This is a genomic window from Corynebacterium simulans (assembly GCF_001586215.1).
In the GTDB taxonomy this organism is placed as follows: Bacteria; Actinomycetota; Actinomycetes; order Mycobacteriales; family Mycobacteriaceae; genus Corynebacterium; species Corynebacterium simulans.
In genome coordinates this window covers 599,933-612,783 of record NZ_CP014634.1, presented here as the reverse complement: position 1 = coordinate 612,783, position 12,851 = coordinate 599,933, and the positions used below count along the sequence as shown (strand labels likewise).

Sequence of the window (12,851 nt, the reverse complement as noted above, 5' to 3'; positions counted from 1 at the left end):
GAATCGATATCACAAACGTTTCCCAAGGAGGATTTTCCCCAATGGATAAGCCCGTAATTGAGGCTCATACTGAGCCGGCCCCGACTGAGCTAGTTATCGAGGACATCATCGTCGGCGACGGCGCAGAGGCACAGCCGGGTGGCTTTGTTGAGGTTCACTACGTGGGCGTCTCGTATGAGGACAACCAGGAATTCGACTCTTCCTGGGGTCGCGGACAGTCCATCGAGTTTCCGCTGACTGGCCTCATTGCAGGTTGGCAGGAAGGTATCCCGGGCATGAAGGTGGGCGGCCGTCGCAAGCTCATCATCCCTCCGGAGAAGGCATACGGCCCAGCTGGCGGAGCGCATCCACTTGCTGGACGCACCTTGGTCTTCGTTATCGACCTGCTGCGTGCGTAAATAACGTTTCTTTTTTGGCTCCACCTTTTGCCCCGAATTGCTAGGGCAGAAGGTGGAGTTTCTTTTTTGCGGGCGCAAGAACTTGAATTTTTCGGCGTCACGCGTGGCGAAACTCGTGCACAATGGAACCATGAGTGTCCCATTTATCTCTTTTAATGATGATCGCGAGATGCCACAGCTTGGTCTGGGCACCTACAAGATGACGGGTCAGGAATGTATCACGGCGGTACGTGAAGCCATCGAGCTCGGCTACCGCCATTTCGATACTGCAACCTTGTATGAGAACGAGGCAGAGCTAGGCCAGGCCCTAAATGATGCGATGCGCGCCGGTGACGTCACCCGTGATGAGCTCTTCATCACCTCCAAGGTCTGGCATGACAGCCACGGGGCGAAGGGGGTAGACGCAGCATTTACTGAATCGCTGAAAAAGCTGCAGCTGGACTACCTAGACCTCTACCTGATCCACTGGCCGTGGCCACAGGCTGGACTCTATGTGGAGACCTTTGAGGAGATGGCTCGTCTGCAGGGCATGGGGCAGATCGCTTCCATCGGCGTGGCTAACTTCTACGAGGAAACGCTGCAGGAGATCATCGCGCGAACGGGTATCGTTCCAGTGTTGAACCAGGTGGAGCTGCATCCGGGGTTTACCCAGCCGGAGTTGCGAGAATTCCATGATGAACATGGCATTGTTACAGAGGCATGGTCGCCGCTGGCGAGGGGAGAGGTCCTTAACAATGCGGAGATCAAGAATGTGGCGCAGCGCCTTGAGGCAACCCCGGGACAGGTAGCAATCGCCTATCTTCTAGCCAAGGGGATTTCCGTAATCCCGAAATCCACCAAGCGTGAGCGCCTCGAGGAGAACTTGGCGGCCGCGCAGCTGGAGCTTAGCCACGATGACATTGCGGCAATCGACGCCCTCGATAACGGCGCGGCTGGGCGCTTGTACAAGGACCCGCGTGAGTTTCCGGGTTAAACGTTAAAGCGGGCCTTTCGGCCCTCAGAAAACGGCCTAGAGGCGGCAGGGAACGGCATAGTTCTCTGCCGCCTTTTCTTGCCATGTGGACTTTCGCAATGTTTGCAAACTCGAGCGTTGAAAGATATGGGGGTACTTTTCACGCTTTAAAAAGTGCAGTAAGCAATGGGGTTAGGGGGTAGCTAAGGCTTGCTAATCAAAAATCGATTGGCAAGCTTTACAACCTCGCAATGTGAATTGGGTAACTTACTCGTAAGGCGAAACGTGATTCATCACACTATCTCTATCTCGTGTGGTTCATTAATCACTTTCGTGTGGAATCTTGAGAACCCAAGGAGAGCGACATGACTAGCGCACCTACCTCGATGCTCGAGCGCCGCGAACCGACAGCGCAGGACTTCATCGAGATGCGCGATAGCCCGCAGTTTAAGCAGTTACGCGGTGCATATCGTAACTTCACTTTCCCGATGACCATTGCCTTCTTCCTGTGGTACGTCATCTACGTGTTGGCTGCCGTCTTTGCGCCTGGATTCATGGGCACCGAAATTGGCGGTGGGTGGAACGTGGGGCTCGTATTCGGGCTCGCCCAATTTGTCACCACGTTCGCGATTACGTGGATCTACGTCAAGTACGCCAACAAGAAAATTGAGCCGCGTTCAGCAGCTATTCGTGAGGCATTGGAGGGATAGATTATGCTGACCTTCAACCTAGCTGCTGAGGCAGCGCAAGAAGGCTCCGGAAACCCGGTGCTCAACATCGCCGTTTTTGGTGCGTTTCTTGTCATCACCATGTGGGTGGTTTTAAGGGCAGGAAAGACCACGAAGAAGGCCTCGGACTTCTACACCGGTGGTGGCACCTTCTCTGGCCGCCAGAACGGTTTGGCCATTTCGGGTGACTATCTTTCTGCCGCTTCCTTCCTCGGTATCGTCGGCGCGGTCGCTCTCAACGGATATGACGGATTCTTGTATTCTGTCGGCTTCTTCGTGGCCTGGCTGGTGGCGTTGATGCTGGTTGCCGAGCCGATGCGTAACGTTGGTCGCTTCACCATGGCAGACGTGTTGTCCTTCCGTTTGAAGCAGCGCCCGGTACGCGTGGCGGCGTCCATCTCTACGCTTTTTGTCTCGCTGTTCTACCTGATTGCGCAGATGGCCGGCGCAGGCTCCCTGGTGTCGGTGCTTTTGGATATCCATGACTTCACCTGGCAGGCGGTCGTGGTTGGCATCGTGGGTGTTTTGATGATCGTCTACGTTCTGGTGGGCGGTATGAAGGGCACTACTTATGTGCAGATGATCAAGGCGGTCCTCTTGGTCACCGGCGTCGTGGCGATGTGCATCATGACCTTCATTGCGGTGAAGGGCGGCTTTAGCACCTTGTTCTCCGACGCCGTCGATATGCATGCGGGCTCGGATTACCTCCAAGAGAAGGGCTACGAAGCTTCTCAAATCATGGAACCAGGCTTAAAGTATGGAAAGACTTTGACCACCAAGCTGGACTTCGTTTCCCTCGGTATCGCTCTGGTGCTCGGCGTTGGCGGCCTGCCGCACGTGCTCATGCGCTTCTACACGGTTCCGACTGCAACTGAGGCACGCCGTTCCGTGACCTGGGCAATCGTCATTATCGGTGCTTTCTACCTGATGACCCTCATCCTGGGCTACGGTGCCGCGGCACTCGTGGGCCCGGACCGCATCCTGGCCGCGCCGGGCGGGGCCAATGCCGCAGCTCCGCTTCTGGCGCTAGAACTCGGCGGCTCGGTATTCATGGCTGTAATCTCGGCGGTTGCATTCGCCACGGTGCTGGCAGTAGTTGCAGGTCTGGCGATTACCGCGTCTGCATCCATCGCGCACGATATCTACCACGCGGTTATCCGTAAGGGAGAGTCCACCGAGTCGGAGCAGGTCCGTGTCTCGCAGGTTACGGTCGTAGTCCTCGGCATCGCTGCCATCATCCTGGGCATTCTGGCTATGACTCAAAACGTCGCGTTCTTGGTCTCTCTCGCCTTCGCCGTCGCGGCTTCTGCAAACCTTCCGACTATCCTGTACTCGCTTTACTGGCGTCGCTTCAATACGGCCGGTGCGGTGGCGTCCATGTACACCGGCGTCATCTCCTGCCTGCTGCTCATCTTCTTCTCCCCGGCAGTATCCGGTTCTGAGACCTCGATGTTCCCGAACGCGGATTGGGCGCTGTTCCCACTGTCGAATCCGGGCCTGGTTTCCATTCCGCTGGCATTCATCGCAGGCTGGTTGGTTTCCATCCTGACCCCGCCGGATGACTTTGAGGATCTGTCCGCAGAGATGGAGGTACGGTCTCTGACCGGCGTTGGCGTGGAGGCCCCAGTCAACCACTAAACCTGGCAGAGTACTGAGTATTATCTAATGCGTGCTCGATTCTTTGTCTAAAACGAAGGCGGTGCCGATGAAGGTCGGTGCCGCCCTCGCCGCGTTTTCACTCGCCGGCGGCCTGTTGTGCGCATGTACACCGTCGCAGCAGCACGATAGTAAGGCCGCCTCGGCGTCGGCAAGCAATGCGTCTGCGTCCGACCTTCGGCATGAGCTGGGGGAGCCTGCGCTTTCCGACGTCCCCGATGACGTCAGTCAGTTCCTCGAGGGTAATAAAGACCAGCAGCTGAGCTACTACCGCATCGGCGATGGAATGCGTATGGCAACGGCAAATGAGCATGAGTCACGCCCAGCATTGAGCCTTATCAAGCTGTATATCGCAACCTACGTGCTCGAAAAGGGAAGCTTCGAGGATAAATACGAAGCCTTAGACATGATCGCCAGCTCCTCAGATACAAGCGCAGAAGAACTCTTTGAGAAGTACCCGAATTCCATTGACTCCGTGGCAAAGGAATATGGATTGCAGGCCACGAAGGCCGGTGATCAATGGGGCACTTCGGTGACCTCCATGTATGACGTGGTGCGCTTCGTGGTGCAGCTGAAGGAAGATAACCCCACCCACCCGGTCCTGGTGGCGATGGCCCACGCCGATCCCATCTCGGAAGACGGATACGAGCAGGACTACGGCACGGCGAAACTGCAAAATGTAGTGGGCACCAAGTGGGGCTGGTCAAATGACAAGACCTTGCACTCTTCGGTTTCCTTTGGCAAGAACTTCGTTGTTGCAGCTACCACCTATGGCAGCGCCGATGATCTCACGGACTTTGTAAAAGACGAGGTAACGGGCAGCAACCTGCGTAAGGGCACTGACCGCTACCAAAAGGCGCTCAACGGTGAGAGCGTTGCTCCAGTAAGTCCTTCGAAGCCTTCTACGCCTGCCTCCAAGACGACCATCACCGTGACCTCGACTCTGCCGAAATCTGAGAAGAAGGGCTCTGATGAGGACCAGAGCAAAGACGGTGGCAAGGCCAAGCGCGGGGATAAGAGCAAGGAGCCTACCGACGCCGGCAAGAAGAGCGCCGAGAAAAAGAAGGACATAAAGAAAGAGCCGACCTCGTCGGCTCAATCTGAAAGCGCTACTTCAAAGCGTTCTGAATAGTAGAGGCTAGGTCGATGGCTCCCTTGATTTGGTCCTGGGAGACGGAAGAGCCGCCGTAGGAGATGCCGTTCTGGTTTACTTGCGGCAGGCGCATGCCTGGCACCGCGTGCTCTACCTGGGAGCTAAGCGCACCCATCGCATCAGAAGACTGCGGGGAGATACCCGGGATGTTGCCCGGCTGTGCCGGTGCGGCTGGTTTCGGTGCGGAAGGCTTGGCTGGCGCAGCAGGGGCCTTCTGGCCCGGCATCCACTGACCCCAGTCGCGGGCGTAGACCTCGTTGATGTCCACGGTGACGCCGTCGATGGTGCGCTGCATGTTGCCCGGCAATTGGTGAATCGTGGTGCGTGGGTGGATCTTGCCGTTCGAGCCCCAATCGTGCATCCAGTAGAAGGAGCCGATTCCATCGCGCACGCACCACTCGATGGTGTTGTAGTTGCCGTATACGCCGGTCTGGTAGCCCGCGGCAGAAAGCACGCGGGAGAATGCCTGCAGATAAGGCTTGATCTGCTGGTCATACTGGGCGCGGGTCGGGTTATCGTCAATCGCGATGTAGATGGGGCGATTGGTCGGTCCGCCTGCTGCCCTGTGCAGGGCAATAGCCTGCGGGGCGTGGATGGCTGCACCTGCGGCACCTTGCTTCCAATCGGCGGTTTCGGCACGGCCAAACTGGTAGATGGAGGCCGTCGCCAAGCCCTGCGCGGCGTTAGCCTTGGTCTCCTGCAAGGTGACTGGCTTGCCGGTCATCCAGGATTCGGCGCCGGGGCGACGCTTGGAAACGTAACGGATGGCGCCGAGGTGGCCTGCGCGCTTGATGCCCGCGGCGGAAGGAACACCGACGGCGAAGTCGATGATGGTGCCGCGCACCGGTCCAAGCGCCGCTGCATTCGGAACGGCAGAACCGATGGCGCCTGCGGTCAGGGCGAGAGCGCTGACCTTTAAGAGGCCGCGACGGGAGAAAGATGGTGACATGTTGAGCTCCTGCAGTAATCACATTTGTCACAGTAGTTAACAATTGCACCATAGCAGGAGGTCTTGGGGCATTCCCGGAGTGCAACCGCATGTCGCGCTTTTACTTCGGGAAACTATTTTGAGTCGTTCCTAAACGTCACTTGCGTGGAGTTCTCAACCGTGCGCGATACCGTGCAGTCCTTCTCATGGGAGATGCGAATCAGGTTGTCCACGAGCCTGCGCGCTTGGTTGCCTTCGGGGGTTTCCGGGAACGATAGATCGAAGCCCACGCGAACCTCCGACAGGCGCGATGCCCCGTCCTTATTTACGCGGTCGCCTTCCATGTGCACATCAAAAGATTCCGGCTCCGCACGCCGGGATGTCACCACGTCCACGTCCACCGCGGAACACCCCGCCACCGCAGCCAGTAAAAGCTCAACAGGGGAAAAGAGCTCCTCGTCACGGCCAAACTCAATGCTGGCTCCGGCGGAATTGGTTGCGCGGTATACGGCGGTGTCGAGGCGGGTGAGGTCTACGGTGTAGTGCTTCGTTACTTCAGACATGAGGCCAGTCTAGAACGGGGAGTCATGTTGTTAGGTGGCCCAAGTGTCCAAGCCCCTAGGCAGTTTTGTATAGTCTGCCCACGTAGGGTGGTGGCTGCTTAGGCCAGCACCCTCAAGGCTCTAACCCTCTTCTAGCTGGCCTGTTTCGTTCGCCGACGCCATGATATTTGCCAAGGCATCGACCAGGCTCTCGAGGACGTTGCGGTCGCTAGAGACCAGTGCGTCGCGCTGCTTGCGCTGTTCGATGCCGCTAAAGATCGCACGCGTGGCTTCGGTCTTGAACTTTTTGGAGCGCTTTAGCTGCTCCTTGGTGTTTTCCTTGCCGAGCTTTACTGCAACCGGCTGCTTGGAGAGGGTTCCCCACGCGGCGACAATCATCTGGCCAGTTTCGCTACTGTCAACATCGACGCCAGCGAGTGAGAACAGATCGTTGACCTTTTCAACAGCTTCATCGAATGCGCTGCGCAGCGGAGTCTGGGGCTCGCCGAGGCGGACCGTGAACTCCGGGACTTTGAGCGGCTCTGGTTCGGTGTCGGAAACGCGATGATCCTCTTCCACCTCGCCTTGGGCAATGGCAACCCCAGCCAGCGTGAGGCCAGTCAGGAAATCTTCGTCTTCGATGTCCTCTGTAACGTGCAGATTCGGCTCCAGAACGCTACACAATATGGCGCGGCGCGATACGTCGGCATCTGCGTAAGCAATGATCTGGGAGAGGAACTCATAGGCGTGGCGGTACTTTAATACGTGAGCCTTGAAGTCCTTGGCATGCTCGACGGTGTCTTTGTCAGTTGACTTGCGGTCGCTGCGCCAGCGGCTAAGGATTGCATTAGCGGCACCGCGTAGTTTCTCCGAATCTTCGCCGGCCATATAGGCTTCGGCGACCTTATTCATCTCGTCGGGATCATAATAGCCTGCGGTATCGAGTTCGTCGGCAAGTGTGTGCAGCGAGTTTGGGTCAATGTCGGTATCAATCGAGGCGCCTTGGTAGTAGCGCTTGAAATCAGCCTCAATGAGTTCGGGATCGTTGACGAAATCAACCACCATCGGAGCGGGCTTTTTCGGATAGATGCGGTTCAGGCGAGATAGGGTTTGCACCGTTGCCACTCCAGAGAGGTGCTTGTCCACGTACATTGCGCATAGACGCGGCTCGTTGAACCCAGTTTGGAATTTATTCGCCACAATGAGCACGCGGTAAGGCCGGTCATCGTCCTTAAACGCGCGTTCCACGTCGGATTCGCCGTTGAGGCTTACCTCGGTGACTGGTTCTGGCTCGTCCTCCATGCTTACGGCATCGGAGAATGCTACCAGCGAATGGAACCCGTAGCCCTTTGCAGTGATGTAGCGGTTCATCTCGCGGGACCAGTGCACTGCTGCCTTGCGCGAGGAGGTCACCACCATGGCACGGGCCTGACCATCAAGGTGGTGCGCAACATTGCGGCGGAAGTGCTCGACAACGACTTCGACCTTTTGGGCAATGGAGGTCGGATGCAGGCGGACAAAACGCACCATGTCCGTGACTGCGGCGGATTGGTCTACCTCCTCGGTTCGGCCTAGTTCATCGCGGACCTCCGCCCACATGGTGTAGGTGGAGTAGTTGGTGAGCACGTCCATGATGAAGTTCTCGGCAATAGCCTGGCCCATGGGATACGTGTCGAAGGCGACGTAGTGGCCATCCGGGGTCTGTGAACCGAATAGGCGCAGGGTCTTTCCCTTAGGGGTGGCAGTAAACGCCACGAACGTCATATTGGAAGCATTAGCTACTGCCTCCTGGCGCAGCTCAAGCAGGTCATCGGCGGTGTATTCCTCGGTCTCATCCACGTCGACTTCGGCCAGCAGTTCGCGCAGCGCCGAGGCAGAAGAACCGGTTTGTGACGAGTGCGCCTCATCAGCAATCACGCACCAGTTCCGGCCCTGAATATCCGGATCATTATCCAGCAGCGAAAGCACGTACGGGAATGTCTGCAACGTACAGGTGATGATGTGCCCGCCCTCAACCAACGCCTGCTGTAACTGCGGCGACTTCGCACCAGAGTTTTCACCAACTGAAACCACCAAGCCGCGCGATGCAGCTAGTGCCTGCATGTCCTGGCGGATATTGGTATCCAGAGTGGTACGGTCGGTGACCACAATGACGGAATCAAAAGTCTTGGTGCCATCCTGGGCTACCTGCCTGATAAGACGGTGCGCAAGCCACGCAATCGTCTTGGTCTTGCCGGAACCAGCGGAGTGCTCGATGAGGTAGCGCCCGCCAGCGCCGCGCTTGGCGACGTCGGTTGTCACTCGCTCCACCGCACGCAGCTGGTGGAAGCGCGGGAAAATAAGTTTGCCTTGCGTTCCACGTTTGGACTTTGAATCCGGTTCCCACACTGCGAAGTCGCTCAAGATACGTAGAAGGAGCCGAGGCTGCAACACCTGCTCCCACAGATACGAGGTAGCAGACTTGCCTGCTACTGACGGGTTGCCTCCAGCACCGTTATGTCCCTGATTAAATGGCAGGAACCTCGTGTCGTTGCCTTTGAGCGCAGTGGCCATGTACACCTCGTCATTCGACACCGCGAAGTGAACTAGTGCGCGCCCCGGCAGGAGTACGCGGCGATTCTTCGACGGTAAACGATCCTTGCGGTACTGCTTTATCGCATGAGCCACTGACTGTGTGTTGTCCGTCTTCAACTCAAACGTGGCCACCGGAATGCCGTTGACCGTAGCCACTAGATCCAGCGTCTCGCCGCTGGTGGTATCAAAGTGCACCTGGCGGATAATGCGCAGGCGATTCTCCTCCGCACGCTTGGCTGCAGTCACACTCAATGGATTGGCCGGTGGGAATGCCGCCATGGGGCCAAAGGTGGCTGAGCGTGCGTTAGTCTGCGCGTACTTAAAGCCCTCGCGCAGAGTACCCAGCAGGCCACCACGGATGCGTCCGGTTTGTGCGTCTTTGCGCGTTGCGGATTCGAGCCGCTTGGCGACGTACTCCAGCAGCAAACGCTGCGCATTCTCCTGTGTCGCCTCAGGAGCATCCTGCGGCACCGCCTTGGCGTAGTCCTCCGGGTACTGGGTGGAAAGCCAATGCAACACGTCCGCCGGGAACAAACCAAGGCGCGCATCCCAGCCAGTGTCCTTCATTCCTGGCTCATAGATCCAGCCGCTAGCTTGAAGCGAGGTACAGACGGTTTCTTCCAGGCGCTCTTCGCGCATAATGTCACGTTTAGGCATGAGGTTCGTCCTTGTGAGTAGGGGAGACAGGGATATCAATCTGGCCAGTTACCGCCGCCGAAATCACCGCCGCACGACGCTCCGCCAGCAAATCCCGCAGCTTCGTAATGTCCTCCAACATCGAATCAATCTCAGCGGTTTCACGTTCGATCTCATCGGCAATGCGGCGTTGTTCGCCGAGGGGTGGGAGGGGGATACGAAGTTGGCTCAAAACGGTTGAGGTCATGCTCGGCAGGGCAGTATCGGTCGAGTTCATCTCGAAAGGAAGGGTAGTTGCCCATTTGTGAAGGAATGAGGGACACACCTCCGCGCTTAAAACCGTGTAGTACATGGTGTCTACTGTCCAGAACTTGCCATCGACCAACAGCGGCTTGTCAAGTGTTCCCTTGCGGCCAAAGAGTACCGATGGGCCGTCAAATAGATACGAATTTGCCCGTTTGAATACTCCGCCCGAGCCGTAAACCGGGTATGCGCCATCTACGCTTTCTATGCCTTTGGCATCTTTCCCATTACGGAATTGCGCCACGTAACCCAGCTTTCGATAGCTGCAACCTGAATGCCGCAATACTGAAAATGCATTCTTGACAATGGTGGCCCGTCGCTCCGTCAGCAGCCGCTCCATCTTGTCCAAATCGGCGCGCATACCGTTGATCTCTGCGGTCTCGCGGTCGAGGTAGTCAGCGATGGCACGCTGGGTGGGGAGTGGAGGAACAGCCAGGTACAGCTGCGCCAGATCGGTCGAAGTCATGCTAGGCACTGCCGTGTTTGTAGAAAGCACTGATAATGGTGCAACCAATGCCCAGTAATGAACAAACCGCGGGTCAACGTCTGGTCCAGGAACTGTATAGAACATTGTGTCGACAGTCCAAAAGCGACCATTTACGAGTAAAGGCTTGTCAATGGTTCCTTTTCTTCCGAAAAGAATGGAGGGACCATCAAACAAGTACTGATTTGTCCGTTTAAATTCGCCGCCTGAGCCGTAAACAGGGTAGCTTTCAAGCTCAATGTCTGTGCCTGAAATGTCTCGACCGTTTCGAAACTGTAAAAGTGAACCGAGTCGTCTTTTATTCCATCCTTGTGGGAGGTCAAAGCTAGAGTAGGAAAAGGGGCTACTCATTACTTCCTCACCTGCCCGAATTTATCCATGAGTCGGCCCATGACCTCGGCTACGTCGGCATCAATCTCCGCTAGGGGACGAACCGGATCTGGGGTGTAGAACACGCGCTTAAACGGGATCTCGTAGCCGGTGACGGCCTTGGTTGCGTCCCAGATGACATCGGGTGCGAAGGGGAGTACTTCGCGCTGCATGTGCTCGTCGATGTCTTCGGTAAGCGGCACGCGTTCGGTCATAGTGAATGACGGGTCAAGAACCGGGTCGCCCTTGCGGTCAACTGCGGGCTCTGCGTCCGAGTCGGGGACGGCAATGGCCTTGGAGATGGCGTCGATAAGCGCGGCGGGCATCTTCACGCCGTGTTCCTTAGCCGCAGCCTTGAGCGCGTCCGGCAGGTCGTTGTAGGAAGAGTCTGCCACCGCGCGTACCACGTCGGCGTGTGCATCCACGGCCTGCTTGTGTGCTAGTACCTCGGCAATTGAGTCGTCGGTGACGTGAACTCCTAGCCGTGCTTGCTTGGTCACCTTCACGTCGCGGAAGCCCAGGTCGTCTGGTGTGAGTACCTTGGACATGTCGCTATCGGCAAAAGCACTGTAGGTCTCCAGCACCTTGGTGCGGTCGGCCTCGCGCATCTCGCGGCGCTTATCTCCTAGGCCCTTATCGGGCACAGACCAGCACTTGGAGGCATCAATAAGCTGCACGAAGCCCTTGCGGTGGTCTTCTTTGTTGGTGTCCAGAATCCAGATGTAAGTAGAAATGCCCGTGCCGTAGAACATGTTGGTGGGCAGCTGGATAATCGCGTCCACCAGGTCGTTTTCTAGAAGCCACGCGCGGATCTGGTCAGGGCCTGAACCGGGGCCACCCGTAAACAGCGGCGATCCGTTAGACACCACCGCACCACGTCCCCCAGAACCGTTCTTGCCTGAGGGCATGAGCTTGGAAGCCACGTGGGAGAGAAACAGCATCTGGCCATCGTCCTTTTTAGGCAGGCCGTGGCTAAAACGTGAATCCGGTACCTTGGCTTGCTTCTTGACCGAGGATTGCTGCACCGACCAGTCAGAACCAAACGGTGGGTTGGACAGGATGTACTCGAACTGCTCACCCTCGTACAGGTCTGTCAGCAGTGTGTCACCGTGGCGGATCGCATCCGGTTCACCACCTTGAATAAGCAGGTCAGCCTTACCGATGGCATAGCCGGTCGGCATGAGCTCCTGACCAGCGAGGTTGACCTCAATGTTGGGGTTGAGTTCTTTCAACGCGCGTTCTGCTACGAGCAGCATGCCGCCCGTGCCCGCGGTGGGGTCGTAGACAGTACGCGACGCGCCGGGGGAGGTCAGGCCAAGGTCATCGGAGGCAAACAGGATGTCCACCATGAGACGGATCGCATCACGCGGGGTGTAGAAGGCGCCCGCAGCCTTGCCCTTGGTGTTGAACGCGCGGTACATGACGTGCTCAAACAGGTCGCCCATCTGCGCGTCCGGCAGTGCTTCAACCGACATGTCAATGGTGGAAAAGTGCTTTACCACCGGCCACAGACGTCCAGCTTGGTCAAGCGTGCGCATCTTGACCGCGAAGTCGAATGCGTCCCAAATATCGCGGACGCTTTGTGAGAATGCGCCCACATAATCCATGAGGGAGTCGAATACGTGGTCGTCGGTTTCCGCGATGCGGGTCAAGTCCAGCCGCGAGGTGTTGTAGAAGGACAACCCGAACTGTGACTGCACCTCCCAGTCCAAGTAGGCCTCACTCATGCCTTCGGCATTGAGCTTGGTGGCAAGGTCTACAACCTGGCTCTTGGTGGGAGCCAAGATGCACTCCAGTCGGCGCAGGACTGTCAGCGGTAGGATGTAGTCGCCGTAGTCCTCCGGCTCGACGATCGAGCGCAGGTACTTGTCGGCGGTGTTCCACACGACGGACTGATTTAACTCAGCGGTGCTCACTTTGCAGGGTCCTTCTATCTTAGGGCTAGGAAACGTCCTATGTAATCTTAGAGTTCTGACCCCTTGAGCTTCTTTCGACAGGCCTGAGTGATTCGCCTTCAATTTCTGGCTATTCAACTTCAACCTTTGACGTCTTCTTAGTGGATTCCGTCAAATTCTCCTTTGCTTTTGGAACTGGGTTTCTGAAGCATTCCAGGACTCAACTCAATCCC

The 12,851-nt window shown here is 57.1% G+C and carries 10 protein-coding genes; 5 read left to right on the top strand and 5 right to left on the bottom strand.

From position 1 onward, the window contains the following. The first annotated feature begins 41 nt into the window (after positions 1-41). The 5 genes from WM42_RS02855 to WM42_RS02835 all read left to right on the top strand — a co-directional run bounded on the left by WM42_RS02855 (position 42) and on the right by WM42_RS02835 (position 4,866). Positions 42-398, top strand: a complete 357-nt coding sequence (locus WM42_RS02855; protein WP_061921152.1) for an FKBP-type peptidyl-prolyl cis-trans isomerase — start codon at positions 42-44, stop codon at positions 396-398. A 130-nt stretch (positions 399-528) separates the two neighbouring features. After that, on the top strand, positions 529-1,371 hold the full coding sequence (locus tag WM42_RS02850) for an aldo/keto reductase (RefSeq protein WP_062035620.1): 843 nt from the start codon (positions 529-531) through the stop codon (positions 1,369-1,371). Between the two features lie 344 nt (positions 1,372-1,715). After that, the gene (locus WM42_RS02845) at positions 1,716-2,060 is read left to right on the top strand and encodes a DUF485 domain-containing protein (protein WP_062035619.1); all 345 of its coding nucleotides are present in this window, start codon (positions 1,716-1,718) and stop codon (positions 2,058-2,060) included. Positions 2,061-2,063: 3 nt separating this feature from the next. Continuing rightward, entirely contained in the window at positions 2,064-3,716 is a 1,653-nt protein-coding gene (locus tag WM42_RS02840) for a solute symporter family protein (protein WP_062035618.1), read from the top strand. A 31-nt stretch (positions 3,717-3,747) separates the two neighbouring features. Continuing rightward, positions 3,748-4,866, top strand: a complete 1,119-nt coding sequence (locus tag WM42_RS02835) for a hypothetical protein (protein WP_235591301.1) — start codon at positions 3,748-3,750, stop codon at positions 4,864-4,866. On the opposite strand, the gene WM42_RS02830 is transcribed toward WM42_RS02835, so the two are convergent. From WM42_RS02830 to WM42_RS02810, 5 genes are all read right to left on the bottom strand, one after another. Beyond that, complete coding sequence (locus WM42_RS02830; RefSeq protein ID WP_062035616.1) at positions 4,844-5,836, bottom strand: DUF1906 domain-containing protein; 993 nt, start codon at positions 5,834-5,836, stop codon at positions 4,844-4,846. The genes WM42_RS02835 and WM42_RS02830 overlap by 23 nt on opposite strands. 113 nt (positions 5,837-5,949) lie before the next feature. Beyond that, the gene (locus WM42_RS02825) at positions 5,950-6,378 is read right to left on the bottom strand and encodes an OsmC family protein (RefSeq protein WP_062035615.1); all 429 of its coding nucleotides are present in this window, start codon (positions 6,376-6,378) and stop codon (positions 5,950-5,952) included. A gap of 120 nt (positions 6,379-6,498) precedes the next feature. After that, positions 6,499-9,588 (bottom strand): type I restriction endonuclease subunit R, encoded by a 3,090-nt coding sequence (locus WM42_RS02820; RefSeq protein WP_062035614.1) that lies wholly within the window; start codon positions 9,586-9,588, stop codon positions 6,499-6,501. Beyond that, positions 9,581-10,705, bottom strand: a complete 1,125-nt coding sequence (locus WM42_RS13505) for a restriction endonuclease subunit S (protein ID WP_082787619.1) — start codon at positions 10,703-10,705, stop codon at positions 9,581-9,583. The genes WM42_RS02820 and WM42_RS13505 overlap by 8 nt, the downstream gene beginning before the upstream one ends. After that, complete coding sequence (locus WM42_RS02810; protein ID WP_062035612.1) at positions 10,705-12,639, bottom strand: type I restriction-modification system subunit M; 1,935 nt, start codon at positions 12,637-12,639, stop codon at positions 10,705-10,707. Before WM42_RS02810 ends, WM42_RS13505 begins: the two co-directional genes overlap by 1 nt. Positions 12,640-12,851 lie beyond the last annotated feature (212 nt).